The sequence below is a fragment of the Streptomyces sp. SLBN-31 genome (assembly GCF_006715395.1).
Lineage (GTDB): Bacteria > Actinomycetota > Actinomycetes > Streptomycetales > Streptomycetaceae > Streptomyces.
Window position 1 is genome coordinate 3573680 of sequence record NZ_VFNC01000002.1, and the last position, 24626, is coordinate 3598305.

Sequence of the window (24626 nt, forward strand, 5' to 3'; positions counted from 1 at the left end):
AGTTCCTGATCCGGGCGGGGGTTGAGGATCTTAGGGTGCGCTTAAGGAAGGGATCGGGGGCGGTTAAAGGTCGAGACCAATACGCCTTCGGCGTCGCTCCGACTCACCTCGCGACGGCCCGTCTGCGCCGGCGCACCGACCGGTGGCCCCGTCCGCCCGGCGTCCGTGCCCGCCCGTCCAGCTGGATCCAGATCCGCACCTCGGTGCCGCCGAGCACGGACGACCCGATCCGCACGTCACCGCCGGTCGACTCCGCGAGGCGCCGCACGATGTCCAGTCCGAGGCCGGTGGAGCCGTCGCTGCCCGATCCGCGGCCGCGCGCCATGGCCGCCTCGGGGTCGAGGATGCCCGGGCCCGCGTCGGAGACGAGCACGATCACCGCGTCCTCGCCGTTGTGCAGGTCGACCGCGAAGGCCGTGCCCTCGGCGGTGTGCCGGAAGACGTTGCCGAGCAGGGCGTCCAGCGCGGCCGCGAGATCCGCCCGGGCCACGGGTATCCGCACCGGCCGGTCGGCGCCGGCCACCCGCCACTTGCGGCCCTCGTCCTCGGCCAGCGCCGACCAGAACGCCATCCGCTCGCGCACCACCTCGGCCGCGTCGCACCCGGCGCCCGGCCCGGCCGCGGCGGTCTGCGGCTTGGCCTCCCGGGCGGTGCGGATGATCGTGTCGACCTCGCGCTCCAGCTGGGCGACGGCGGCCCTGGTCTGATCCGCGGCGGGCCCCTCGCCGAGCGAGGCCGCGTTGAGCCGCAGCACGGTCAGGGGGGTGCGCAGTCGGTGGGACAGGTCCGCAGCCAACTCGCGCTCATTGGCCAGGAGTTGTACGACCTGGTCGGCCATGGAGTTGAACGCGACCGCCGCCAGCCGCAGTTCGGTCGGCCCCTCCTCCGGCACCCGTGCCCCCAGCTTGCCCTCCCCCAGCTCGTGCGCGCCCTCGACCAGCCGCTGGGCGGGCTGCACCATCCGCACTCCCAGCCGGTCGGCGACCGCGACGGAGCCGACGATCAGCGCGACGCCGACCCCGGCGAGCACCGCCCAGGCCGTGCCGACGCCGTTGCTGACCTCGGACTCGGGCACGAACACCTCGACGACCGCGATGGCGCCGGAGCTGACCGCGACCGGCGAGAGCAGGGTGAAGCCGCCGGGGACCTCGGTGGTGGAGGCGCGGCCCAGCTTCCGCACGGTGGCGATGTCCTTGCCGGCGGCGCGGCTGCGCCCGATGTCGACGGCAGCCCTGCCGTCGGCCGACGGTATGTGCACGGCCACTTCGGCGTCGGAGCCCGCCGAGGCGACGACCTTCTCCAGCTGGTCGCGCTCGGTGGTGATGGAAAGCGCCGGGGCGACGGCGGCGGCCTGCCGCTCGGCGTTGGAGAACGCCCGGTCCCGGGCCATCTCCTTGATGACGAGCCCGAGCGGCACGGCGAAGGCGACCACGACCATCGCGGTCACCGCCAGACAGACCTTGACCAGCGCCCATCTCATCGGGGCACCTCCCCGCCGGGCGGCTCCAGCTTCACGCCGACGCCCCGCAGTGTGTGCAGATAGCACGGTTGCGCCGCCGTCTCGCCCAACTTCCGCCGCAGCCAGGAGAGATGGACGTCGATGGTCTGGTCGTCTCCGTAGGACTGCTGCCAGACCTCGGCGAGGAGTTCCTTGCGGGCCACGACGACTCCGGGGCGGCCGGCCAGAAAGGCGAGCAGGTCGAACTCGCGGCGGGTGAGGTCGAGCCGGACGCCGTCCAGCTCGGCCTGGCGGCGCAGCGGGTCGACGGTCAGGCCGCCGACGCGCAGGACGCTGGACGGCGGTACGTCGCCGGCGGCGGTGCGGGAGCGCCGTAGCACCGCCGCCATCCTCGCCGAGAGGTGCTCCACCGAGAACGGCTTGGTCAGGTAGTCGTCCGCGCCCGCGTTCAGCAGCCGGACGATCTCCGTCTCGTCGTCCCGGGCGGTGGCGATGATCACGGGCACGTCGGTGATCCCGCGCAGCATCTTCAGCGCCTCGGAGCCGTCGAGATCGGGCAGACCGAGGTCCAGGACGACCACGTCGAAACGGAAATGGGCGACCTCGCGCAGCGCCTCCAGCGCCGTCCCGACACTGCGCACGGTATGCGCGGCATCGGTCAGGTGCCGGATCAGCGCCGAACGTACGAACTGGTCGTCCTCGACCACTAGCACACTTGCCATGCGCGGCACCGTACGCCATGCGGGCGGGCCGCACCGGAGCCTGTGGATAACTCCGAGCATGTGCGGCCCGTGGGACTCGTGAGGCAGTATGACGGCGATGCGCAGAGGACTCGTACACGTACTGGCTTGGTCGCTCGCCACGGGCGCGGCGGTCACGCTGTCGTGGTGGGGCGTCCACACGGTGATGGCCGGCACGGCCTACGACCCGCCGCGCGCCCTGCCCATCACGGCGGCCGGCGCCACCACGCAGGAGGCGAAACCGCTGGCGTCGTCGACGAGGCGCCCCTCCCCGACGCCGTCGCGCAGCCCGTCGGCGAAGCCGTCCCGGAGTCCGGCGCCGACGCCCTCGAAGACCCCGTCCCCCACCGCGTCCCCTACCGCCTCCGGGCACGTCAAGAGCTATGACACCGACGGCGGTCGGGTGGTCTTCGACCTCGGCGCGAGTTCGGCGACGCTCGTGATGGCGGCCCCGGACACCGGCTGGTCGATGCAGACGTGGAAGACGGACACCTGGATCCGGGTGGAGTTCACCTCGGGCACGGACAAGGTGTCGGTGATCTGCGCCTGGCACGACGGCCCGCCCCATGTGGACGTGGGGAACTACTAGCCGGCCCTAGCGGAAGACCGAGGGCGGCGGGGCGGGGGACGCGGTCGCCTCGGCGTCCGTGACGGGGAGCGCGCCGCCGGTGAAGTCCAGCAGGGCGCGGCCGTGTTCGACGCGGGCCGGGTGCGGGTCGGAGGCGGCGCGGCGGGTGAGTTCGGCGATGGGCAGCGGGGTGTCGGAGGCGACGAGGACCGCGTTGCCGAAGCGCTTGCCGCGCAGCACGGCCGGGTCGGCGATCAGGGCGAGTTCGCGGAAGCGGGCGGCGGCGGTGGCGATCTGGCCGCGCAGATGGGCCAGCGGGGGGCCGTCGGCGAGGTTGGCGGCGTAGGTCCCGCCCGGCCTGAGGGCCCGGCGTACGTCGTCCAGGAACTCCGTGGAGGTCAGGTGGGCGGGCGTGCGGGCGCCGCTGAACACGTCCGCGACGACGAGGTCGGCCCAGCCGTCGAGGACCTTGGCGAGACCTTCGCGGGCATCCGCGGAGCGCACTTTGACACGGGCGTTCTGGTCCAGCGGCAGCCGTTTTCGCACCAGTTGGACGAGGGCCGCGTCGCGCTCGACGACCTGCTGGGTGGAGCGGGGGCGGGTGGCGGCGACGTAGCGGGCGAGGGTGAGGGCGCCCCCGCCGAGGTGCACGGCGTGCACGGGCTTTCCGGCCGGTGCGGCGAGATCGATGACGTGGCCGAGCCGGCGCTGGTACTCGAAGGAGAGGTGGGAGGGGTCGTCGAGATCGACGTGCGACTGCGGCGCCCCGTCGATCAACAGCGTCCAGGCGCGCGCCCGGTCCCGGTCGGGTATGAGCTCGGCGAGTCCGCCGTCGACGGCCTCGACGACGGCTTCGGCGCCGGCACCGCCGCGCCGCGGACTCCTGGACTTTCCCATTGCGCCATTATCGGCACGCCGGGACCGCCCCGCCCGCCCGGACCGGGCTCACCGGCAGTTGTCGGCGGCCTCGATCAGCCGGGCCGCCTCGCCGAGCGCCGCACGCAGCACCGCCGGATCGGTCGCGAGGTCGACCTCGCCGGGGGGCAGCAGCCAGTCGGACCCCTCGACGAGCGGCTCGGGGTTCAGGCTCATCCCCCGCCCGTCGGTCTCGGTGCAGGTACTGCCCGGCACGTCCCAGGCGGCGGCCGTGCCGGGCGGGACCAGGAAGCCGAGAGTGTCGCAGCCGTCGTCGTGCAGGACGGGCCCGACGGCGTCGCCGGCCCCGCGGCGCAGGATGTCGACGGCCTCCAGTCCCTGCCGGGCCGGCACGGTGACGAGGTCGCAGGGGCCGTCGGTGAGGGGCGGCGGGCTGTGGTCCGGGGTCGGGGCGCGCCCCGCCGTCGTCGATGACGTCGTCTTCATCCCGGCATCCACCACGGAACCCCTCCTTGAACGAAGCGGGTCGGGAGTCGGGCGGCTCCCGGTCCACCGGGTTCAACGCGGGCGCGTGTCAACGGCTACGGCGGAAGTGCGCCACAAAGGATGGCAGTTCATGGCAGATCCGGGATGAGATATCCGCTTTGTAGCCAAACCCTGCGTGGCGGGTCCGGCACAGCGGGTACGTTCTTGCCCGCCGGAAACGGGGTTTCACAGTTCAACCCGTCCCAAACCCGGCATGGTTCGACGGTTCGCACGAGAGGACCCGGCCATGGCGTCGTCAAAGGTGACTTCGTCCCAGCCCCTGCCCGCCCGCCCGACGCGGCCCAACGCCGCCTTCCGCCGACTGCGCGGCCGGCGCTCGCCGGCCGAGTTCGCCGCGGCGGTGCGGCGGGCCGCCCGGGAGATCGGGGAGCGGGTCAGCTGCGACGCGCGCTACGTGGGCCGGGTGGAGGCGGGCGAGATCCGCTGCCCCAACTACGCCTATGAGCGGGTGTTCCTGCACATGTTCCCCGGCCGCACGCTCACCGACCTGGGCTTCGCGCCCCGGTCGTCCGTACGCGGACGCCGGGCGCGCGCGGACGAGGACGCGCCGCTCGCGCCTCCGGCGAGCCGGGCGTGCGCGACCGGTGAGACTCCTGGGGCGCAGGAGCCGTATGACACACCGAACCACGAGACCTACGACGACTTCGAGGAGAGCGACGTGCTGCGTCGCGCATTCATGACCGGCGGCGCCACCGTGGCCGCGGCCTCGCTGGGGCCCATCGGGCTCGCCTTCGACGCCGCGGCGGCGGGACGGCCCGTCCGCCGCGCCGGGACGAGCCAGGCGCACGCGCTGGAGGAGGCCGTCCGCAGAATCCGGCTGCTGGACGACCGGCACGGCGCGGACGGCCTCTACCGGCGCGCGTCGCTTCCGCTGCGCGCCGCCTACGCGCTACTGGACGCCGGCGCGACCCGTCAGGCGACCGCCGACCGGCTGCACTCGGGCGCCGGCGAACTCGCCATCTCGGTGGGCTGGCTGGCGCACGACTCGGGGCGCTTCGACGACGCCCGCTCGCACTACGCGGAGGCCCTCGCGACCGCCCGGATGACCGGCGACGACGGCTTGGAGGCGCACGCCTTCTGCAACACCGCCTTCCTCGCGCGCGACGCGGGGCGGCCGCGCGAGGCGGTGCGGGCGGCGCAGGCCGCGCAACGCGTCGGCCGCAGTGTGGGATCCGCCCGCCTGATGTCGCTGCTCGCGCTGCGCGAGGCGGGCGGCTGGGCCGGCCTCGCCGACCGCACCGGCTGCGAACAGGCGCTCGCCCGCGCCCAGGTCCTCTTCGAGCGGGGCCCCTCGGACGCCGACCCGGAGTGGATGAGCTTCTACGGGGAGGCCGAACTGGAAGGCTTGGAGGCGCAGTGCTGGTCCACGCTGGGCGACTGGCCGCGCGCCGCCCGGCACGCGCGCCGCGCCGCGCGACTGCAGGACCCGCACTTCACCCGCAACATCGCCCTGTACACGGCGGAGCTGGCGGACGACCTCGCGCGGGGCGGCCGGCCGGACGAGGCGGCGGACGCGGGGATGCGAGTGCTGGACCTGCTGGACCAGGTGCAGTCGTCCCGCGTCCAGACGATGCTGGCGGGGACGGCGAGAGTGCTGCTGCCGCACCGGCGGGCGTCGGGGGTCTCGGGGTTCCTCGAGCGCCACGCGTCGGTGCCGCGCACGGCATGAGAACCCCGGCGCGCCCGGGGCTGGGCCGCCAGGGCCTAGGCCAGGTGCCCCGAGTCGTTCCAGCTCTCGATCGCCGGCTCCCCGTAGGCCCAGCCCAGCACCGACAGCGACGTCGGGTTCAGCCTGACGCGCGCCGCGAAATCGACCGGCAGCCCCAGCCAGCGCGCCCCGATCGAGCGCAGGATGTGCCCGTGCGCGAACACCAGCACGTCCCGGTCGGCCGAGCGCGCCCAGGCCACCACTTCGTCGGCCCGGGCGGTCACCTCCGACAGCGACTCCCCCTGCGGCACCCCGTCCCGCCAGATCAGCCAGCCGGGCCGCACCGCCTGGATCTCGTCCGGCGTCATGCCCTCGTACGCGCCGTAGTCCCACTCCATCAGCGCGTCCCAGACGGCCGCCCGCTCGCCGAACCCGGCGAGGTCGCACGTCTCACGCGCGCGTACCAGCGGGCTGGTGCGCACCTCCACCCCGGGCAGGCCCTCGAACGGCGCCCGGTGCAGTCGCTCGCCGAGCACCTTCGCGCCGCGTCGGCCCTCCTCCAGGAGCGGCACGTCGGTCCTGCCGGTGTGCTTTCCGGACAGCGACCACTCGGTCTGTCCGTGCCGGGCCAGCAGGATGCGCGGTGCCATGAGGTGGAAACCCTTCCGGAAGAGAAATCGCAGGCGGAACCGTTCCATCATCCCGCACCCTGTGCGGGGGCAACCCGACGGTCGATCTCTGCGTCTTTGAGGGCCGGGGGCGCCCCACGGGGTGGCGCGCGTACACCGTAAAGTGGCACGACCCGATCACCAGGTGCCGCGCGAGAATGAAGGGGGAGGCGATCGGATGCCGAAGACCGAGACGACACCGGGCATCGAGGCAGCAGCCCCGCGTACTCGCCTGCGCTGGTGGACCGAGCTGCCCCTGATCCTCCTGGTGTACGCCTGCTACTCGGCCGGCCGGCTCGTCGTGCGCGGTGACACGGCCGGGGCCGTCGACCACGGCCTGGCGATCCTGCGCATCGAGAAGTTTCTGCACCTCAACGCCGAGCACCCGCTCAACAGGCTGTTCACGCGCGAGGCGTGGCTCGGCGTCCCGGCCGACTTCTGGTACGCCTCGCTGCACTACGTGGTCACGCCGGCGATCCTGATCTGGCTGTTCCGGTCGCGGGCCGTGCACTACCGAGCGGCCCGCATCTGGCTGATGACGTCCACCTTCATGGGCCTGATCGGCTTCACCCTGCTGCCGACCTGCCCGCCCCGCCTGCTGTCGGCCGGCCACGGCTTCGTGGACACGATGGCCCAGTACAGCTCGTACGGCTGGTGGGGAGGCGCGGCCAGCGCCCCGAAGGGTCTCGGGGGCATGACGAACCAGTACGCGGCCATGCCGAGCCTGCACGTCGGCTGGGCCCTGTGGTGCGGGGTCATGCTGTGGCGGTACGGCAGGACGCGTACGACGAGGGCCGCCGCCGTGGCCTATCCGCTGCTGACCACGATCGTGGTCATGGGCACCGCAAACCACTACTTCCTGGACGCGGTGGCGGGCGCGGCCGTGATGGGCGTCGGACTGTTCCTGACGCCGTACGTCATGGGGGTCGCGGACCGGCTGTGGGGGCTGCTCTTCTTCGGCTCGCAGCACTCCGGTACCTCAGGTTCCTCAATTGTCAGTGGCGGATGCCAGACTTCCGCGGGTGAGCGATATCCACGGCAGCACGAGTCCCTCGCCGGGTCCGGATCGAGAGGCGAGCCGGGTGCCTCCCCCACGGACGCAGGGGAAGGCGCTGCGGCAGCGGCTCGCTGAGCTGCGCGGCCCCGCCGTCCCGGCCAAGGCGCTGGACGCACGCGCCCTGGCCGCCCTCGCCGCCAACCCCGGCTGCAGCCGCCGCGCCATCCTGGACGGCGCCGGGGTGAACAAGGCGGCGCTGGCGAGCGCGCTGGGCTCGCCGTCGGTCTTCGGGCAGTCGCAGTTCGCCCTCACCCGGGGCAACGCCTTCGAGGCGAAGGTCAAGGCGGACGGCGGCGCGGAGTTGCTGCGACTGGTGCAGGAGAAGCTGGACCGCGGCGCCGAGCCGCCCGCCGACGCGAGTGTGCCCGACCTGTCCGCGGCCGGCCCCGAGGGCCGGGCGGCGCGCACCGCGCTCGCCCTGCGCGAGGCGACCGCCGCGGCCGGCACCTGGACGCTGCTCGACCATCCGATGCTCGCCCTGGACGTGGCCGGCTCACCCGCCTTCCTGGAGCCGGACGCCGTGGTGGTCCACCCCGACGGCAGCTGGACGGTCGTGGAGATCAAGTCGTTCCCGATGCTGGACGGTTCGGCGGACCCGGCGAAGGTGGGCGCCGCGGCCCGGCAGGCGGCGGTGTACGTGCTGGCGCTGGAGGAGGTCGCCGCAAGGCTCGACCCCGCTCCGGTCGTACGGCACCGGATTCTCCTCGTCTGCCCCAAGGACTTCTCCAACCTGCCCACCGCCTCGGCCGTCGACGTCCGCAAGCAGCGTGCCGTCACCGGCCGCCAGCTGGCCCGCCTCACCCGCGTCCAGGACATCGCCGACGCCCTCCCCGAGGGCACCTGCTTCTCCCCCGAACTGCCCGCCGCCGAGCTGACGTCGGCCGTCGAGTCGGTCCCGGCCACCTACGCCCCCGAGTGCCTGTCCGCCTGCGAACTGGCCTTCCACTGCCGCACCCGGTCCCGCGAGGCCGGCGCGGTGACCGCCCTGGGCCGCTCGGTCCGCGCCGAGCTGGGCGGCCTGACCACGGTCGAGGACGTGCTGTCGGCGGCCCGCGGCGAGAGCGGCGACCCCGAGGATCCCGCGGTGGCGGCGCTGCGCAGAGCCGCCCGGCTGCGGGCCGAGGCCCTGGAGCAGGAGGCCGCCCCATGTCGCTGATCTCCACCCTCGCCCGTCTGGAGGCCGTCAGCACCGGCCGCGCCCAGGTCGCCGCCACCGTGCGGCACCGGCACCTCGCAGAGCGGCCCCTGGTGCTGGTGCCGCTCACCACCGCCGGTGAGGCCGGCGCCCCGCTCGGCGCGCTGGTCGGCACCGACCGGGACGCGCCGCGCCTGCTCGTCGTACCGCAGCCGCGCGACCGCGACCTGAGGTTCGCGTTCCTGGCCGAACTGGCCGATGTGGTCCTGCCGTACATCGACGCGTATGCCGACCAGGTGGAGGCCGCCGAGCGCAACGAGACCGACCCGGAGACCGGCAAGCGGGTCAAGGTCGAGGTCGAACTGTGCGCCGACGCACCCCAGTTGATCGTCCCCAGCCGCCCGGGCATCGACTTCCTGCGGCTCCTGGGCCGCTCCATGCGCTTCAGGCGTACGGCGGAGCAGGACCCGGAGACGCCGTATCCCGCGCCCCCGCGCGTGCCGCTGCTCGGCCGCTGGCTGACCCACTTCGGGGAGCGGGCCCGGGTGCCCGGCTCCTCCCTCCTGCTCGCCATGACCGACGTCCTGTCCCGGCACTGGGCGACCGGCCAGTCCACCCTGGAGGACCAGCACCTGGGCGCCCTGCTGGCCTGGATCGACCCGCCGGACGGCACGACCGGCGCCCGGGCGGCGCTGAACGCCGAGCTCGCCCGGGACGCCAAGGGCCAGCTGCTGTGCCCGCCCGCGGGACCGGCCACCGACCCGGCGTTCGACAACAAACTGCTCGCCCCGGCCATCGAGCGCTACGACCGCGCGCGCACCGCCCTCGCCGCCGCCGAGGACGGCCCGGAGGCGGACGACCGGCTCGGTGAGTTGACGGCCGCCGAGCGCGGCATCCGCGAGCTGGTGCTCAGCCGCACACTGCCCACCTGGGAAAAGATCTGGCAGGGCCTGGACCTGCTGCGGGCGCTGCCCGTCGGCGCGCACGTCGAGGAGCGGTGGACGCGCGACCGCTGGTCGTTCACCGCGCACCGCGACCGGATCGCCGCGGGCGAGCCCCCGCAGCCGCGCCGCGACGACGCGGTGACGGCCGCGAACAAGCTGGCCTCGCGCGAGCGCGAGCAGGCCAGGCTGGAGGCCCAGGAGGCCCTCGACGACCCGCTGGTGATGGCCGGGCGACGGCTGTCCGGGGAGGCGTTCGCGGGCGAGGTCACCGAGGTCGTGATGGCGTACAGCGAGAGCAAGCGGCCGAGCCCTCGCCCGCTGGTGACGGTCCGCACGGACGACCGGCCGCATCTGGGCGAGCGCGCCAAGGTCTACCGCTCGCTGGGCGGCAAGCCGCAGACGGCGGAGTTCGTGGGGCTGGAGGACTCCCCCGGCGGGGGCGCCCTGGTCGTGCTGCGGGTCCTCGACAGGATGGGCCGGGGCAAGGAGCCGGAGGCCGGTTCCGTGCCGGACAAGGGCGACCGGCTCTGCTTCACCCTGTTCGAGCACGAGCAGCGCGGCGGCCCGAAGCTGCCCGACCCGGAGCAGACGCCGTGGACGCACGGCGGGCCGCCCGGTGAGACCGCCACGGAGGCGGCCGACCCGATGACCGCGGAGGACGTCCTGTGACCACCGTCTTCGACCCCGGTGCCGCGGCCGCCGAGGCCACCGACGCGATCCTGCGCGACACCCTGCACGGCACCGCCCGGGGCGTGGTGGTGGACTCGCCGCCCGGCGCCGGCAAGTCCACGCTGGTGGTGCGCGCGGCGCTCGAACTGGCTGACGCGGGGCGCCCGTTGATGATCGTCGCCCAGACGAACGCGCAGGTCGACGACCTGGTCCTGCGTCTCGCGGAGAAGAGCCCCGAGCTGCCGGTGGGACGGCTGCACAGCAGTGACGCCGACGCCTACGACAAGGCGCTCGACGATCTGCCGAACGTCCGCACGTCGGCGAAGGCGGGCGATCTGGGCGGTCTTCCGGTGGTCATCTCCACGGCCGCCAAATGGGCGCACGTGAAGACCGACGAGCCGTGGGGGCACGCCATCGTCGACGAGGCGTACCAGATGCGCTCGGACTCGCTGCTGGCCGTGGCCGGGCTGTTCGAGCGGGCGCTGTTCGTCGGCGACCCGGGACAGCTGGACCCGTTCTCCATCGTGGGCGGCGAGCAGTGGGCGGGTCTGTCGTACGACCCCTCGGCCTCGGCGGTCACCACCCTGCTGGCGCACAACCCGGAGCTGCCGCAGCACCGTCTGCCGGTCTCCTGGCGGCTGCCCGCGTCGGCCGCGCCGCTGGTCTCCGACGCCTTCTACCCGTACACGCCCTTCCGCAGCGGCACCGGCCACGAGGACCGGGCTCTGGCCTTCGCCGTACCCTCGGACGGTTCCGGCCCCGACCGGGTGATCGACGAGGCGGCGCTGTCGGGGTGGGGCCTGCTGGAGCTCCCGGCCCGGCACACCCCGCGCACCGATCCGGAGGCGGTGCGGGCGGTGGCGACCGTCGTACGGCGCCTGCTGGACCGGGGCGGCGCGGCCACCTCGGAGCGCTCGCCGGAGCCGGCGCCCCTCACGGCCGACCGCGTCGCCGTCGGCACGGCCCACCGCGACCAGGCGGCGGCGGTCCGGGCGGCGCTGGCGGAACTGGGCGTCGCGGACGTCACCGTCGACACGGCGAACCGTCTGCAGGGCCGCGAGTACGACGTCACGGTCGTCCTGCACCCCCTGTCCGGCCGCCCCGACGCCACCGCGTTCCACCTGGAGACGGGCCGCCTGTGCGTGCTGGCCTCCCGCCACCGGCACGCGTGCATCGTGGTCTGCCGGGCAGGAGTGAGCGAGCTGCTGGACGCCTACCCCTCCACGGAACCGGTCCAGCTCGGAACGCTGGTGAAGTTCCCGGACGGCTGGGAGGCCAACCACGCGGTGCTGGCGCGGCTGCGGGAACACCGGGTGAGCTGGTCACCGTGACCGCCCCGCCGACGCCGGGGCGGTCGGCCGGGGAACATCGGGTGGGCCGGGCGGATTGATATCGCCGGAGCCACAGGCAACTGCCCTCTTGCATACCCGCGGGACAATGGACGGTGGCCCACGCACGGCCGGAGGTCGGCCGTGACGGACGAGCGTGACCTACGAGGAGGAGAAGACATGGCGGAGCAGACGCCGCGTCGGAACGAACCGCGGCTGCGCCCCGCGCCCCTGCTCTTCGAGCCCGCGGAGGCGGCCACGGATCCGGAGCACTTCTTCGACCTGGAGTCGATCGACGACCCGAAGGCGCTGCTGACCCGCGCGACCGAGCTGACGCACGCGTTCCGCGCGGCGGCGGACCGGGCGGTGGAGTTCCAGGCGCTGGCGGCCGCGCAGCTCGCGGATCCGCGGCGGTTCGACCGGCTGACGACGGCGGACATCGCGGAGCGGGCCGAGTGGACCGAGGACTACGCCAAGAAGATGGTCGAGTTCGGGCGCGACCTGATGCGTGGCGCCGAGGGTCGCGGGTCGGCGGACCCGGTCTGATCTGAACACGGCGCACTTCGGTTTGGCATATGCCAGGCGGGCAAGATACCCCGGCTCACCTCCCGATGTCCCGATTTTCGGCAACCCTCGGGAACGAGACGTTCACCGCCGGTAGATGTAGTTGCCATGACCAGCAACCTCACCACCCCGGACGGAGCAGCGTGGCTCGCCTCGGCAGGAACGTATCCGCGTAGCACGCTCGCCCTCTGGCAGGAGCGCCCCGAGGCGCCGGTCGTACTGCCCTGCGGCTCCGCCTTCGACGTCGTCAGCGCGCCCGCGGTCTTCGGGCGCCGCATGGTGGACCGGCTGTGGGACGAGGGGCCGGGATCGGGACCCGTGGCCACCTTCCGCGGCCGGATGCTGCTGTTCGCCGCGCCCGGCACGGCCCAGCGACTGCCCTCGCTGCTGCGGTGGGAGGAGTTCGGCCGTACGGGCGCGATCCCGCCCCTGCTGTGCCACGGCAACGGCGACGCGGTGACCGCCCCGGCCCTGCTCGCCGCCGACCCCGCGACCTCGGGCGATTCCCGCTGGCTGGTCGCGCCGGACACCCGCCGCCCATGGCTGCCGGGCCCGGAGATCGTGCTGTGGGCGGCCGTACGGGCGGCCCGCGCCGCCGTGCGGATATCGATTTCGTCGTCCGCCGATCAGGATGCTAAGGTCTACGACGTCAGCAGGCGCCGCTAGCTCAGTTGGTTAGAGCAGCTGACTCTTAATCAGCGGGTCCGGGGTTCGAGTCCCTGGCGGCGCACGTTGTCGATGGCGAGGCATGTTCGCGGAGAACGCGAACCGGCCTCGCCATCGTCGTTTCCGCGCGGCTGCGCCGCGCGCCGTGGGGGCTTCGCCACCCACACCCCCTTCCCCGTCGGCCCGGGCAGCCGTCGGCCGAAGTCTCACCGGGTCGTGATCTTCACCGTCCACGCCCCCGAAGCCGTGCGGTCCTCCGCCTCCACCCGCACTCCCGCGCCCGGCACGGTGAAGCTCTCGCCGAGGGCGACCGGGGCGTCGGCGAGGGGTGGGTAGACGGAGTTCTCCCAGCAGGCCTCGGTGTGCGGGTGGGCGTCGATCACCTGGACGGGGCCGTCGCCGGAGGCGGTGTCGCCGTTGACGCGATAGACGAGGACGCCGGAGCGGCAGGCACCGACGTCATTGCCGACCGGGCCGCGCGCCTCGAAGGCGAGCACGCTGTCGGGGCCGGTCCGCACCAGCGCCAGCTTGGTGCCGTCGCCGAGCCCGAAGGCGGGCGCCCCCGCCGTGCCCGTCACCGGCGTCTTCGGCCCGGCGCTCAGCGGCTCCAGGGTCAGCCGGGTGGTCCGCCGTACGCACACCACCTGCCGCGGCCGCAGCCAGCCCAGCTTCCACTTGTGCCAGCCGAGGAAGTCCGGGGCCAGTGCGAACTGGCTGCCCATCAGGTCCCAGTCGCCGACGTAGGTGTCCCAGTCGCCCTTGCCGTCGGCCGGCCGGTGGTAGAGGTCGGGCAGGTCGAAGACGTGGCCGGTCTCATGGGCGAGAACCAGCCGGTCCGGCGGATGCTTCTCGAACACCGTGACGACCCGCCGGATGTCCCGGCCGTCGGCCCGCAGCGGGGTGTCGAGGTTGACGACCTTCGTCGCGTCCGAGTCCACGCCGGGGGCGTCCGGGTCGGCGACGAAGTACACGATGTCGTAGCGGGAGAAGTTCACCCGGGGATCGGCGGCGGTGAGCGCGTCGCGCATGTAGGCGGCCCGGTCCGCGGCAGACCAGTCGCGCTGTATGGCGTACGCCGTCGACGGCTTCGGCATCCGGATCCACCGCTTGAGGGGATGGGCGCGCAGGGTGAACCGGCCGTAGGAGGCGCGCTCGTAGAAGCGGCTGGTAGCTGGGAAGTGGTCGGCGGTCAGCTCGGCGGGCGTGGTGCGCGGGACCGAGTCCGGGAAGGAGAGGAAGACCAGCACCGCGTCCAGCCGGCGGGTGGGGCGCGGATAGGCCGCGTTCCAGGTGTCCACCCCCTCCGAGTGGTGGGCCCCGGTGCGCTGCAGGGCGCACGGTCCCGCCGAGAAGGGTTCGGCGACCGAGGGCCCGGTGATCAGCGAGGTGGCGGCGAGCGCGGACAGCGTGGTGCACACCGCGGCGGTGCTGCGCAGTCGGGGACCCCTGAAGCGCGTGCGGGGAAACTGACGCAGCACAAGCACCTCCGGGAGCGGTTCACGGGACACCGCACCCAGCCTGTGTGAATTTGTCGTACTACGCCCTGTTTGTCTGCCCCAGATGAGTGAGTGAGCCGACGCTCCCTCAGATCCGACACCCCCGAATCGCTCACGGAACGTCACAACTGGTCGAGGGCCGAAGAACCCGTCCAGTTGCGGGCAGAAACGATCTGTCAGAAGTGGCGTCGGATCCGGGACACTGGACATCGGGTGGAAGGCCCCCGGGTCTGCCTCTATGATCGGCACACTTTCCGGCACGGACAGGGATCGAGTGCACTGCGGGAGCTAGCGGTGAGCGGAACGTCCGAAGGGCCGGCGCCCACGGCAGACCTCGACCGGGGCGCCGCAACAGAGAGTGACACCATCTACCGGTCCGTCTTCGCGGACGCCCCCCTCGCCATGGCGGTGGTCGACCGCGAGGGTCTGGTCGTCAGCGCCAACGACGGCTTCGGCGCCCTGCTCGGCAGTCCGCCCGGGTCCCTGGTGGGCCGGATCGCGGCCGACCTGGTGGATCTGGCCTCCGACGCCCGGACCTGGCACGCCTACCGCGAGGTGCTGCGCGGGCGGGAGGCCCGGCTGCGCTGCACCCGCCGGCTCAAGCACCCCGACGGGCAGTCGGTCTGGGCCCAGGTCGCCGTGCACCCGCTGCCCGCCCCGGCCGACGGCCTACTGATGTCCGTCACGGACATCAGTGCCCAGCGTGAACTCCAGGGCCGTCTGCGGCACTTGCAGATGTACGACCCGGTGACCCGGCTGCCCAACCGCACCCTGTTCTTCGAGCGCCTGACGGCCGCGCTGGAGGCGGAGGCGTACGAGGACGGCGGGACCGGGCGGATCGGCCTGTGCTACCTGGACCTCGACGGCTTCAAGGCGATCAACGACACCCTCGGCCACCGCGTGGGCGACCGGCTGCTGGCCGCCGTGGCCGAGCGGCTCACGCGCTGCGCCGACGAGGCGGGTTACGCCAGAGCCAGCGCGCCGCTGGTGGCGAGACTGGGCGGCGACGAGTTCGCCCTGCTCGTCGAGGACTCGACGGGCACCGACCAACTGGCCGAGCTCGCCGAGTCGGTGCTCAGGGCCGTCCAGGCGCCCTTCGACCTGGCGGACCGCCGGCTGTCGGTCTCGGCGTCCATCGGCGTCGTCGAACGGCACGCGTCCGGCACCACACCGACCGCCCTGATGCAGGCCGCCGACACCACCCTGTACTGGGCCAAGGCCGACGGAAAGGCCCGCTGGACGCTCTTCGACCCGGAGCGCAACGCCCACCGCATGACCCGCCAGGCCCTCGCCTCCACCCTCCGGCCCGCCATCGAGCGCGGTGAGTTCGTCCTGGAGTACCAGCCGCTGGTGGGGATGGAGGACGGCCGGCTGCGCGGTGTGGAGGCCCTGGTCCGCTGGAACCACCCGCAGTTCGGTGTCCTGACGCCGAATCGGTTCATCGGACTGGCCGAGGAGGACGGCTCGATCGTGCCGCTGGGCCGCTGGGCGCTGCGCACGGCCTGCCGTCAGGCGCGCCGCTGGCAGCTGGACCATCCGGACCGGCCGCCGCTGTTCGTCAGCGTCAACGTGGCCGTGCGCCAGGTGTGGGACTCCGACCTGGTGGCCGACGTGGCGCAGACGCTCGCGGAGACGGGCCTGGCGCCCGACCTGCTGCAGCTGGAGCTGACGGAGTCGGCCGTGATGGGCTCGGCCGGCCGTCCGCTGCAGGCGCTGCAGGCCCTCAGCGACATGGGCGTCCACATCGCCATCGACGACTTCGGCACCGGTTACTCCAACCTCGCCTACCTCAGCCGGCTGCCGGTGTCGGTCCTGAAGCTGGACGGGTCCTTCGTACGGGGCTTCCAGTACGAGAGCGACAAGGACGGGGCCGTGCCGCCCAACCCGGCCGACGAGGTGGTGGTGGAGGCGATGATCCAACTCGCCCACCGGCTGGGCCTGACGGTCACCGCGGAGTGCGTGGAGACCTCGGCCCAGGCGACCCGGCTGCGCCGCATCGGCTGCGACACCGGCCAGGGCTGGCTGTACTCGCGGCCGGTCTCGCCGGGCCGCATCGCGGAGTTGATGGGGGATCAGGCGTACGCGGTCGGCAACCCGTAGGCGTCCGCGATCAGTTCGTAGGAGCGCAGGCGCAGCTTGCCGGTGTGGGCGTGCGAGGTGAGCATCAACTCGTCGGCGCCGGTGCGCTTGTGCAGGGCGTCCAGGCCGGCGCGCACCTCCTCCGCCGAGCCGTGCACGATGTTGGCGGTCCAGGACTGCGCGAACTCCTCCTCGTACGGGCTGAATTCGTGCTTCTCGGCCTCGTCGGGGTCGGGGAAGAGACCGGGGCGCCCGGTGCGCAGGCGGATCATGTTGAGCGCCATGGCCCGGGTCTGCCGCCGCGCCTCGCGCTCGTCGTCGGTGGCGAGGGCGGAGACCCCGATGAGGGCGTAGGGCTCGTCGAGGACCTCGGAGGGACGGAAGGACTCGCGGTACAGCTCCAGCGCCGGGACGGTGTTCTGCGCCGAGAAGTGGTGCGCGAAGGCGAAGGGCAGGCCGAGGGCGGCGGCGAGGCGGGCGCTGAAGCCGGAGGAGCCGAGCAGCCAGACCGGGGGCCGGTGCGGGGACTGGACGCCGCCGGGGCTGCTCCCCTGGATCGGGCCGGGGATCGCGCGGATGCGGCGATAGGGGTGGCCGTCGGGGAAGTCGTCGTCCAGGAAGCGGGTGAGCTCCATCAGCTGCTGGGGGAAGTCGTCGGCGCCCTCGTTCAGGGTGTCGGTGCGGCGCAGGGCGGCGGCGGTGGCACCGTCGGTGCCCGGGGCGCGGCCGAGGCCGAGGTCGACGCGGCCCGGGGCCAGGGCCTCCAGCGTGCCGAACTGCTCGGCGATGACGAGGGGCGCGTGGTTGGGCAGCATGACGCCGCCGGAGCCGAGGCGGATGCGGTCCGTGTGGGCGGCGAGGTGGGCGAGGATCACGGCCGGGGAGGAGGAGGCGACGCCCGGCATGGAGTGGTGCTCGGCGACCCAGTAGCGGTGGAAGCCGCGGGACTCCGTGAAGCGGGCCAGGTCGACACTGGTGCGCAGGGCGTCGGTGGCGGTACTGCCCGCTCCCACGGTCACCAGGTCCAGCACGGAGAGGGGAACGGGGGCGGTGCCCTGCACCACGCCTCGGATCTCGTCTGCCACCACGGTGGATGCCTCCTGTTCGGTACGACGCGGGGTGCGCGCAGCCGTAACAGGAGGCACTCTCCGTTTATTCCCGGGGGCCGCTCACGCCTGCACGATCGGCTCCCTCGTGAACAGCGCGCCCAGCCGCGGCGCGTTCACCCGCCGGTCGGCCAGCCGCAGGCCCTCCCAGACCGTGACCTGGTTGGCGGTGAGGACCGGCTTGCCCAGTTCCTTCTCCAGGGTCTGGACGTGGGCCGCGGTGTGCAGGGCCGTGTCGGGCAGGAGGAGGACGTCGGCGTCGGGGCGGTCGGCCTCCCGGGCCAGCGCCAGGACCTCCGCCTCGCCCCAGGTGCCGACCTCGGCCGCGGTGACGATGCCGGCGCCGTGGACGTGCGTCACCTCGAAGCCGCCCGCCCGCAGGAAGTCCGCGAAGAGGCCGGCCACGTCCTCGGGGTAGGTCGCGCCGACCGCCACCCGGTGGGCCTTGATCTCCCGCAGCGCGTTGACGAAGGCGAAGGACGTCGAGGAGGCCGGCATCCCGGCCGCGACGGCGAGGCCGCGCACCTGCTCGTGGGCGCCCTCCCAGCCGTAGACGAAGCTGCCGCTGGTGCACGCCCAGACCACGGACTCGGCGCCCGCCATGCGCAGTTCCTCGACACCCGCCGCGAGCCGCTCGGCCGAGCCCATCCGCCGCAGGGCGTCGACGCGGTGCGCGTCCTCGCCGATCTCGGTGTGGATGACGTCGAGGCGGATGTCGCTGCCGAGCAGCTGCTCGAGGCGCGGGTAGTCGTCCTCGGCGGAGTGGCCGGGGTAGAGGAATCCGAGTGCGGTCATGCCATGCCTTCCTGCTGTTGTTCACCGTCCGGAAGTTCCGGCAGTACGGGACCCGACCGCGCCGCCGGATCGATCAGCGCCTGATAAGGCCCCGTGGCCCGAGTACCCATTCGGGCGAGCGCCGCCCACATCGTGACCTGGTTGGCCGAGATCACCGGCATGCGCAGTTCGGCCTCCAGTTGGGGGATGACGTCGTAGGTCGGCAGGTTGGTGCAGCTGATGAACAGCGCGTCCGCGCCGCCCGCCGCCGCGCACGGCCCTGCGGGCCATGGCCACCACCTCGCGGTACGGCACCGTCCAGATGTGCCTGGTCAGGCCCATGAACGCGCATCCGGCGACGGTGACGCCGGCCTCGGCCACGTACTCCTCCAGCGCGCGGGTGACCGACACGGTGTACGGGGTCACCAGCGCCACCCGGTGCGCTCCGAGCGCCGCCAGCGCCTCGAGGAGCGCGCCCGAGGTGGTGACCGAGGGCACCGCGCCCGCGCGGGTCATCGCCACGCACATCGCCCGCTCGCCGGCGATCCCGCCGACGAAACTGCCCGAGGTACAGGCGTAGGCGACGACCTCGGGGGAGATCGCGGTGAGCGTGCGCACCGCGTCGTCCAGCGTCTCGTGCTCGCTGACCAGCCGGGCCAGGTCGAGACTCACCTCGACCGGCACGTACGGCGTCCGCGTCAGATGCAGCGAGACGTCGTCGGGGACCCAGCGCCACAGCTCGCGGTCGAGCGCGAAGTCGAAGGGTGCCACGACTCCGACGCCGCGTTGCGGCCGCGGTCCGCCGAGGAAGGAGACATCCATGACGGGCACCGCCCTCACTGTGCGAAAGGGGTGGGCAACGGACCGTGCGCACGCTCGTGTTGACGAAGGTAGGTTCGGGTGCGAGCGTGGTCAAACCTCGCATGTCAGACGGCCGCCACCCACCGGAATCGAGCCTTCCTGCATGACTGTCCCCACCCTTCTGGTCCTGGACGCCGACCCCCTCCCCCGCCTCGGCAGGCTCACCGGCCGGGCCCGTGTCGAGCACGCCGACGGCTCCACGCTCGCCGAGCGGCTGCCGCACGCGGACGTGCTGCTGGTCTGGGACTTCACCTCGCGGGCGGTGCGGGACGCCTGGCCGGGTGAGGGCCCGCGGCCGCGCTGGGTGCACACGGCGAGCGCGGGTGTGGACCATCTGATGTGTCCGGAACTGGCCGCGTCCGACACGGTGGTGACCAACGCGCGCGGTGTCTTCGACCAGCCGATCGCCGAGTACGTCCTCGCCCTCGTCCTGTCCATGGCGAAGGAGTTGCCGGGGACGTGGGAGTTGCAGCGGGAGCGCACCTGGCGGCACCGGGAGAGCCAACGGGTGGCGGGCACGCGCGCGGTGGTGGTCGGTTCGGGGCCCATCGGCCGTACGATCGCCCGGCTGCTGAAGGCGCTCGACGTGACGACGGCGATCGTCGGGCGCACCCCGCACACCGGTATCCACGGCCCCGAGGACCTCGACCGGCTGATCGCCCGCGCCGACTGGGTGATCGCGGCGGCACCGCTCACCGAGCAGACGTACGGCATGTTCGACAAGCGCCGGTTCGGGGTGATGCAACCCTCGGCCCGCTTCATCAACATCGGTCGGGGCGGTCTGGTGGTCGAGGACGCCCTGACGGAGGCGCTGGCCAAGCGGTGGATCGCGGGCGCCGCACTGGACGTCTTCGACCACGAACCCCTCCCGCCCGACAGTCCGTTGTGGGAGGTCCCGGGTCTGATCGTGTCCCCGCACATGAGCGGCGACACCGTCGGCTGGCGCGATCAGCTCGGTACTCAGTTCGTCGAGTTGTGGGAGCGCTGGGAGGCGGGCAGACCGCTGCTGAACGTGGTCGACAAGAAACGCGGGTACGTACCGGGACGCTGAACGGCCAGGCGATGGAGGGCAGATGACGGACCCCGACCTCACGGAACTGACCGCCGCACGACTCGTGGAGGGCTATCGCAAGGGCGAGTTCAGTCCGGAGGAGGCCAGCCGGGCCGTGCTGGAAAGGGCCGAGCGCATCCAGCCGGAAGTGAACGCGTTCGTACGGCTGTTGCCCGAGCAGGCCCTCGCGCAGGCCCGGGAGTCGACGGAACGCTGGCGGCGCGGCGAGCCGAGGGGCCTGGTCGACGGGGTCCCGACGACCGTGAAGGACATCATCCTGCTGCGCGGCGCCCCCACCCTGCGAGGGTCTAGAACCATCTCCGAGAAGGGCCGTTGGGAGGAAAACGCGCCTTCCGTCGCCCGGCTGCGCGAGCACGGCGCGGTGTTCGTCGGCAAGACGACGACCCCGGAGTTCGGCTGGAAGGGCGTGACGGACTCACCGCTGTCGGGGGTCACCCGCAACCCGCACGATCCGTCCCGTACGGCCGGCGGCTCCAGTGGCGGCGCGGCGGCCGCGGTGGCCCTCGGCGCGGGTCCCCTGGCCCTCGGCACGGACGGCGGCGGCAGTGTCCGTATCCCGGCGGCCTTCTGCGGCGTCTTCGCGCTGAAGCCGACCTACGGCCGCGTCCCGCTCTACCCCGCGAGCGCCTTCGGCACGCTGGCGCACGTGGGCCCGATGACCCGGGACGCGGCGGACGCGGCGCTGCTGCTCGACGTGATCGGGACGCCGGACTCCCGCGACTGGTCGGCACTCGGCCCGGCCCCCGGGTCGTTCTCGGCGGGGCTGGCGGGCGGGGTGCGGGGGCTGCGCGTGGCGTACTCTCCGACGCTCGGCGGGCAGGTGGCCGTACGTCCCGCGGTGGCCGCCGCGGTACGGCGCGGGGTGGAGCGGCTGGCGGAACTCGGCGCGTACGTCACCGAGTCCGACCCCGACTTCGCCGACCCGGTGGACGCCTTCCACACCCTGTGGTTCTCGGGGGCGGCCCGGGTGACCTCGCAACTCGGTGCGCGGCAGCGGGAGTCGCTGGACCCCGGGCTCAGGGAGATCTGTGCGACGGGGGCCCGGTTCTCCGCGCTGGACTACCTCGCCGCGGTGGACGTCCGTATGGAACTCGGCCGCCGCATGGGCCGCTTCCACGAGTCCTACGACCTCCTCGTCACCCCCACCCTGCCGATCACGGCGTTCGAGGCGGGCGCGGAGGTCCCGAAGGGCTCGGGGCACCGGCGCTGGACGGGGTGGACGCCGTTCACCTACCCGTTCAACATGACGCAGCAGCCGGCGGCCACGCTGCCCGTCGGCACGGACGCGGACGGACTGCCCATCGGCCTGCAACTGGTGGCCGCCCGGCACCGGGACGACCTGGTGCTGCGGGCGGCGCACGCGCTGTACGAGGCCGGGGTCAGCGGCGGCGGAAGCTGAGGGTCTCCCCCGCCGCTCCCGTGCGCCACAGGTCGTTGCAGGCCTCGGCCATCGCCTCCAGGCCCTCGACGACCTGGCCCCAGACGATGCCGGGCACCCAGCCGACGTCGGCGTTGAGCAGCAGGTTGTTGCGCTCGTAGAACAGGGCCAGGTCGACCACCGTGGTGCCGGGGCGGACCTCGCGGTCGTAGCCGTAGGCCCTGGTGCCCAGTTCGGTACCGGCGAAGGAGAAGTAGCACAGATCGCCGGGGATGGGGGTGACGGTCGGATTCTCGAGGGGCGGTTCCCGGTCGGCGAACGGCGGGAAGAGGGCGTAGATCTCGTTGCGCGCGTACTTGGCGTGGTAGACGTCGCCGCCCAGCGGAAGGGCGTCCCACACCGCGGCGCAGGTGCGGGGCGCGCGTTCGTCGAGGAGTCTCGCCGTGCAGCTGACGCCCCGCTTGTCCAGGGAGACTTCGATGTGACGGTCGGCCATGTGCCCTCCTGTCGGCCTCTGCCTTCCCTGTTGTTGCCCGCGCAGGAGGAGGCCACGCGTGAGCGAGTGTGAAGCATCGGCGCACCCCGCTCGGGCGGCGCCCGCGCCCGCTGTGAACGGCCGCAAACGACCGGCATAGGCGCAATCGACTTGGGTAGGCGCGCGCCCATGGCTCCACCACAGGGGAAGAAACCAGGAAACGGCACGAGAACCCACGAGGTGAAAGGCATCCGCCGCCGCTCGCTGCTCGCGGGGGTAGCGGCGCTCGGCGTGGCGGGCGCGACCAGCGGGTGCAGCAGAGTAGCGACAGCAGACACCGGCGACGGCGGGCATCTGCTGGAGCAGCTGCGGGCGAAAGGCGTGGTCCGCCTCGGCCTTGCGGGCGAGCAGCCCTACGGTTACATCGGCAAGGACGGAAAGATGACGGGCTCGGCACCCGCCATCGCCGAGCGCATATTCAAGCGGCTCGGCGTCGAGCGGGTCGAGCCGTTCGCCACCGAGTTCGGCTCGCTCATCACCGGCCTGAACTCCCTTCAGTTCGACTGCGTCGCGGCCGGCATGTACATCACGCCGGAACGTTGCGGCCAGGTCATCTTCGCCGACCCCGAGTACCAGATGCGCGACGCCTTCATCGTGCCCAAGGGGAACCCGAAGAACCTGCGCACCTACAAGGACATCGCCAGGACCGGCGCCCGGATGGCCACCGGCGTCGGCTACGCGGAGATCGACTACGCCAAGGAGGCCGGGGTAAAGCACATCACGACCCTGCCCGACCAGCTGGCCGGTCTCCTCGCGGTCGAGCAGGGCCGCGTCGACGTCTTCGTCGGCACGGCGGTCACCGTGCGCAACGTGGTGAAGGAGACCGGCACCACGAAGGTCGAGGGGACGCCGGAAGTCACCCCGTACATGGACGGGAAGCCGGTCATCGACGTCGGCGCCTTCGCCTTCCGCAGCCCGGAGACGCATCTCCGCGACGCCTTCAACCGCGAACTGCACAAGATGAGGCGGAGCGGTGAACTGCTGGACGTCATGCGGCCCTTCGGATTCACGAAGGACCAGATGACGACCATCACCGCCAAGGAGAAGTGCAAGCCATGAGCGAAATCAGCTGGGGTTTGTGGAAACTCCTCCTCAACGGCGTGTGGATCACCGTCCAGCTCACCGTCTTCAGCGCCGCGCTCGCCGCCGCGGTGGCCTTCGCCATCGGGCTGGCGCGCACCCACCGCCTGTGGATCGTGCGCTTCCTGTCCGGCGCCTACTTCGAGATATTCCGCGGCACCTCCGCGCTGATCCTGATGTTCTGGATCTTCTTCGTGCTGCCGATCGGCTTCGGCTGGCAGCTGGTGCCGATGTGGGCCGCGGTGCTGGCCCTGGGCCTGAGCTACGGCGCGTACGGCTCGGAGGTGGTACGCGGCGCGGTCCAGGCGGTGGCACCGGCCCAGCGTGAGGCGGGCATCGCGCTCAGCTTCACGCCCGCCCAGCAGCTGCGCAAGATCATCCTTCCGCAGGCCTGGCCAGAGATGGTCCCGCCGTTCAACAACCTGCTCATCGAGCTGCTCAAGGGCAGTGCGCTGGTCTCGATCATGGGCGTCGGCGACATCGCCTTCGGCGCCTCGCTGGTGCGCAACGCCACCGGCCAGAGCGCGCCCGTGTACACGGTCATCCTCGTCATGTACTTCGTGCTGGCGTTCATCCTCACCCGCGGCATGCGGCTGGTGGAGCGGCACGCCAAGGCGAACGTCGGCCGTGCCCCGCAGCGGCGCGAGGGCCTGCGGACCCGGATGAACGGCGGCCGCACGGACGACCTCGCGTCCTCCGGCGCGACGACCGCGGGAGGTGCCCGATGACGTGGGACTGGAACGCCGTCGGCGACTTCATGCCGATGTTCTGGCACGGTCTGCTGGTGACCCTGGAGGCACTGGCGCTCGGCGCCCTGCTCGCCTTCACCCTGGGCCTGGTGTGGGCGGTGCTGCAGCGCTCGGAGCACGCCGCCGTGCGCTGGCCGGTGACGGCGGTCACCGAGTTCGTCCGCAACACCCCGCTGCTGGTGCAGCTGTTCTTCCTCTTCTACGTGCTGCCCGAATGGGGGCTCACGCTCTCGGCGCTCACCACCGGCGTGATCGGCCTGGGCCTGCACTACTCGACGTACACCGCCGAGGTGTACCGCGCCGGCATCGACGGCGTGCCCGCGGGCCAGTGGGAGGCGGCCACCGCGCTGAGCCTGCCCCTCCCGCGCACCTGGTTCGCGGTGATCCTGCCGCAGGCGGTCAGGCGCGTCGCGCCGGCGCTCGGCAACTACGTCGTCGCGATGCTCAAGGACACGCCGATGGTCTTCGTGATCGGTGTGCTGGAGATGCTGGGCGAGGCGCGGCAGTACTCCGCCCAGACCTTCCACACGGTCGAGCCCATCACGATCGTCGGCATCGCCTTCATCGTCATCTCCTACCCGGCATCCCTTCTCCTGCGAGTCCTGGAGCGTCGTCTTGTCCGCTGACA

General features: G+C 72.8%; 22 protein-coding genes, 1 tRNA gene and 2 pseudogenes. 15 read left to right on the plus strand and 10 right to left on the minus strand.

The window, feature by feature from the left end:
• Positions 1-41: 41 nt before the first annotated feature.
• Together FBY22_RS36145 and FBY22_RS36150 are read right to left on the minus strand one after the other, a co-directional pair.
• Positions 42-1480, minus strand: a pseudogene (locus tag FBY22_RS36145) (sensor histidine kinase).
• Entirely contained in the window at positions 1477-2181 is a 705-nt protein-coding gene (locus FBY22_RS36150; RefSeq protein ID WP_142152177.1) for a response regulator transcription factor, read from the minus strand. The pseudogene FBY22_RS36145 and the gene FBY22_RS36150 overlap by 4 nt, the downstream one beginning before the upstream one ends.
• A gap of 97 nt (positions 2182-2278) precedes the next feature.
• Between FBY22_RS36150 and FBY22_RS36155 the strand changes: the two genes are divergently transcribed.
• Complete coding sequence (locus FBY22_RS36155) at positions 2279-2788, plus strand: hypothetical protein (protein WP_142152178.1); 510 nt, start codon at positions 2279-2281, stop codon at positions 2786-2788.
• Positions 2789-2794: 6 nt separating this feature from the next.
• Here the strand turns inward: FBY22_RS36155 and FBY22_RS36160 are convergent, their stop codons facing one another.
• Positions 2795-3664 (minus strand): spermidine synthase, encoded by an 870-nt coding sequence (locus FBY22_RS36160; RefSeq protein WP_142152179.1) that lies wholly within the window; start codon positions 3662-3664, stop codon positions 2795-2797.
• Positions 3665-3712: 48 nt separating this feature from the next.
• Positions 3713-4144, minus strand: a complete 432-nt coding sequence (locus tag FBY22_RS36165; RefSeq protein WP_260845281.1) for a hypothetical protein — start codon at positions 4142-4144, stop codon at positions 3713-3715.
• A gap of 271 nt (positions 4145-4415) precedes the next feature.
• On the opposite strand from FBY22_RS36165, the gene FBY22_RS36170 reads away from it, so the two are divergent.
• Complete coding sequence (locus FBY22_RS36170) at positions 4416-5858, plus strand: hypothetical protein (RefSeq protein WP_142152180.1); 1443 nt, start codon at positions 4416-4418, stop codon at positions 5856-5858.
• 35 nt (positions 5859-5893) lie between these two features.
• Here the strand turns inward: FBY22_RS36170 and FBY22_RS36175 are convergent, their stop codons facing one another.
• The gene (locus FBY22_RS36175) at positions 5894-6487 is read right to left on the minus strand and encodes a histidine phosphatase family protein (protein WP_142152181.1); all 594 of its coding nucleotides are present in this window, start codon (positions 6485-6487) and stop codon (positions 5894-5896) included.
• A gap of 196 nt (positions 6488-6683) precedes the next feature.
• On the opposite strand from FBY22_RS36175, the gene FBY22_RS36180 reads away from it, so the two are divergent.
• The 7 genes from FBY22_RS36180 to FBY22_RS36210 all read left to right on the plus strand — a co-directional run bounded on the left by FBY22_RS36180 (position 6684) and on the right by FBY22_RS36210 (position 12932).
• Complete coding sequence (locus tag FBY22_RS36180) at positions 6684-7637, plus strand: phosphatase PAP2 family protein (protein ID WP_142152182.1); 954 nt, start codon at positions 6684-6686, stop codon at positions 7635-7637.
• Positions 7588-8718, plus strand: coding sequence for a hypothetical protein (locus FBY22_RS36185; RefSeq protein ID WP_142152183.1), 1131 nt, complete (start codon positions 7588-7590; stop codon positions 8716-8718). The genes FBY22_RS36180 and FBY22_RS36185 overlap by 50 nt, the downstream gene beginning before the upstream one ends.
• Positions 8709-10310: a hypothetical protein gene (locus FBY22_RS36190; protein ID WP_142152184.1), complete on the plus strand. Its 1602-nt coding sequence runs from the start codon at positions 8709-8711 to the stop codon at positions 10308-10310. The genes FBY22_RS36185 and FBY22_RS36190 overlap by 10 nt, the downstream gene beginning before the upstream one ends.
• A complete protein-coding gene (locus FBY22_RS36195) occupies positions 10307-11641 on the plus strand; it encodes an AAA domain-containing protein (protein ID WP_142152185.1) in 1335 nt (444 codons plus the stop codon). The genes FBY22_RS36190 and FBY22_RS36195 overlap by 4 nt, the downstream gene beginning before the upstream one ends.
• 177 nt (positions 11642-11818) lie before the next feature.
• Positions 11819-12184, plus strand: coding sequence for a hypothetical protein (locus FBY22_RS36200; protein WP_142152186.1), 366 nt, complete (start codon positions 11819-11821; stop codon positions 12182-12184).
• Positions 12185-12310: 126 nt separating this feature from the next.
• On the plus strand, positions 12311-12868 hold the full coding sequence (locus FBY22_RS36205; protein ID WP_142152187.1) for a bifunctional DNA primase/polymerase: 558 nt from the start codon (positions 12311-12313) through the stop codon (positions 12866-12868).
• A tRNA-Lys gene (locus FBY22_RS36210) sits at positions 12859-12932 on the plus strand. Before FBY22_RS36205 ends, FBY22_RS36210 begins: the two co-directional genes overlap by 10 nt.
• Before the next feature lie 142 nt (positions 12933-13074).
• On the opposite strand, the gene FBY22_RS36215 is transcribed toward FBY22_RS36210, so the two are convergent.
• The gene (locus FBY22_RS36215) at positions 13075-14376 is read right to left on the minus strand and encodes a M6 family metalloprotease domain-containing protein (protein WP_174267343.1); all 1302 of its coding nucleotides are present in this window, start codon (positions 14374-14376) and stop codon (positions 13075-13077) included.
• Positions 14377-14658: 282 nt separating this feature from the next.
• On the opposite strand from FBY22_RS36215, the gene FBY22_RS36220 reads away from it, so the two are divergent.
• Positions 14659-16464 (plus strand): bifunctional diguanylate cyclase/phosphodiesterase, encoded by a 1806-nt coding sequence (locus FBY22_RS36220; protein WP_142152188.1) that lies wholly within the window; start codon positions 14659-14661, stop codon positions 16462-16464.
• Here FBY22_RS36220 and FBY22_RS36225 read toward each other — a convergent pair.
• The 3 genes and pseudogenes from FBY22_RS36225 to FBY22_RS36235 all read right to left on the minus strand — a co-directional run bounded on the left by FBY22_RS36225 (position 16437) and on the right by FBY22_RS36235 (position 19145).
• Positions 16437-17531 carry an LLM class flavin-dependent oxidoreductase gene (locus FBY22_RS36225; RefSeq protein WP_174267344.1) on the minus strand — a complete coding sequence of 365 codons (1095 nt, stop codon included), beginning with the start codon at positions 17529-17531 and terminating at the stop codon, positions 16437-16439. The two genes, FBY22_RS36220 and FBY22_RS36225, sit on opposite strands and share 28 nt — an antisense overlap.
• A gap of 81 nt (positions 17532-17612) precedes the next feature.
• On the minus strand, positions 17613-18344 hold the full coding sequence (locus FBY22_RS36230) for an aspartate/glutamate racemase family protein (protein ID WP_142152190.1): 732 nt from the start codon (positions 18342-18344) through the stop codon (positions 17613-17615).
• Positions 18341-19145 (minus strand): annotated as a pseudogene (locus tag FBY22_RS36235) (decarboxylase). Before FBY22_RS36235 ends, FBY22_RS36230 begins: the two are co-directional and overlap by 4 nt.
• Positions 19146-19287: 142 nt before the next feature.
• Between FBY22_RS36235 and FBY22_RS36240 the strand changes: the two are divergent.
• Both FBY22_RS36240 and FBY22_RS36245 read left to right on the plus strand, forming a co-directional pair.
• Positions 19288-20235: a D-2-hydroxyacid dehydrogenase gene (locus FBY22_RS36240; protein WP_142152191.1), complete on the plus strand. Its 948-nt coding sequence runs from the start codon at positions 19288-19290 to the stop codon at positions 20233-20235.
• A gap of 22 nt (positions 20236-20257) precedes the next feature.
• Positions 20258-21655, plus strand: coding sequence for an amidase (locus FBY22_RS36245; protein ID WP_142152192.1), 1398 nt, complete (start codon positions 20258-20260; stop codon positions 21653-21655).
• Here the strand turns inward: FBY22_RS36245 and FBY22_RS36250 are convergent.
• Positions 21636-22130 (minus strand): DUF3830 family protein, encoded by a 495-nt coding sequence (locus FBY22_RS36250; protein ID WP_142152193.1) that lies wholly within the window; start codon positions 22128-22130, stop codon positions 21636-21638. The genes FBY22_RS36245 and FBY22_RS36250 overlap by 20 nt on opposite strands.
• A gap of 168 nt (positions 22131-22298) precedes the next feature.
• Between FBY22_RS36250 and ehuB the strand changes: the two genes are divergently transcribed.
• The 3 genes from ehuB to ehuD are packed head-to-tail and all read left to right on the plus strand — an operon-like array spanning position 22299 to position 24624.
• The gene (gene ehuB / locus FBY22_RS36255) at positions 22299-23228 is read left to right on the plus strand and encodes an ectoine/hydroxyectoine ABC transporter substrate-binding protein EhuB (protein ID WP_142152194.1); all 930 of its coding nucleotides are present in this window, start codon (positions 22299-22301) and stop codon (positions 23226-23228) included.
• Positions 23225-23977 carry an ectoine/hydroxyectoine ABC transporter permease subunit EhuC gene (gene ehuC, locus FBY22_RS36260; RefSeq protein WP_142152195.1) on the plus strand — a complete coding sequence of 251 codons (753 nt, stop codon included), beginning with the start codon at positions 23225-23227 and terminating at the stop codon, positions 23975-23977. Before ehuB ends, ehuC begins: the two co-directional genes overlap by 4 nt.
• Positions 23974-24624, plus strand: a complete 651-nt coding sequence (gene ehuD / locus FBY22_RS36265; protein WP_142152196.1) for an ectoine/hydroxyectoine ABC transporter permease subunit EhuD — start codon at positions 23974-23976, stop codon at positions 24622-24624. Before ehuC ends, ehuD begins: the two co-directional genes overlap by 4 nt.
• Positions 24625-24626: the final 2 nt, after the last annotated feature.

What these genes read in the sequence shown, in the direction of transcription:
- FBY22_RS36175 (WP_142152181.1), bottom strand. Translation starts at nt 6,487, where the DNA reads ATGGCACCGCGCATCCTGCTGGCCCGGCACGGACAGACCGAGTGGTCG.
- FBY22_RS36155 (WP_142152178.1), top strand. Translation starts at nt 2,279, where the DNA reads ATGCGCAGAGGACTCGTACACGTACTGGCTTGGTCGCTCGCCACGGGC.
- FBY22_RS36150 (WP_142152177.1), bottom strand. Translation starts at nt 2,181, where the DNA reads ATGGCAAGTGTGCTAGTGGTCGAGGACGACCAGTTCGTACGTTCGGCG.
- FBY22_RS36245 (WP_142152192.1), top strand. Translation starts at nt 20,258, where the DNA reads ATGACGGACCCCGACCTCACGGAACTGACCGCCGCACGACTCGTGGAG.
- FBY22_RS36190 (WP_142152184.1), top strand. Translation starts at nt 8,709, where the DNA reads ATGTCGCTGATCTCCACCCTCGCCCGTCTGGAGGCCGTCAGCACCGGC.
- FBY22_RS36160 (WP_142152179.1), bottom strand. Translation starts at nt 3,664, where the DNA reads ATGGGAAAGTCCAGGAGTCCGCGGCGCGGCGGTGCCGGCGCCGAAGCC.
- ehuC (WP_142152195.1), top strand. Translation starts at nt 23,225, where the DNA reads ATGAGCGAAATCAGCTGGGGTTTGTGGAAACTCCTCCTCAACGGCGTG.
- FBY22_RS36200 (WP_142152186.1), top strand. Translation starts at nt 11,819, where the DNA reads ATGGCGGAGCAGACGCCGCGTCGGAACGAACCGCGGCTGCGCCCCGCG.
- FBY22_RS36240 (WP_142152191.1), top strand. Translation starts at nt 19,288, where the DNA reads ATGACTGTCCCCACCCTTCTGGTCCTGGACGCCGACCCCCTCCCCCGC.
- ehuB (WP_142152194.1), top strand. Translation starts at nt 22,299, where the DNA reads ATGGCTCCACCACAGGGGAAGAAACCAGGAAACGGCACGAGAACCCAC.
- ehuD (WP_142152196.1), top strand. Translation starts at nt 23,974, where the DNA reads ATGACGTGGGACTGGAACGCCGTCGGCGACTTCATGCCGATGTTCTGG.
- FBY22_RS36205 (WP_142152187.1), top strand. Translation starts at nt 12,311, where the DNA reads ATGACCAGCAACCTCACCACCCCGGACGGAGCAGCGTGGCTCGCCTCG.
- FBY22_RS36230 (WP_142152190.1), bottom strand. Translation starts at nt 18,344, where the DNA reads ATGACCGCACTCGGATTCCTCTACCCCGGCCACTCCGCCGAGGACGAC.
- FBY22_RS36250 (WP_142152193.1), bottom strand. Translation starts at nt 22,130, where the DNA reads ATGGCCGACCGTCACATCGAAGTCTCCCTGGACAAGCGGGGCGTCAGC.
- FBY22_RS36180 (WP_142152182.1), top strand. Translation starts at nt 6,684, where the DNA reads ATGCCGAAGACCGAGACGACACCGGGCATCGAGGCAGCAGCCCCGCGT.
- FBY22_RS36170 (WP_142152180.1), top strand. Translation starts at nt 4,416, where the DNA reads ATGGCGTCGTCAAAGGTGACTTCGTCCCAGCCCCTGCCCGCCCGCCCG.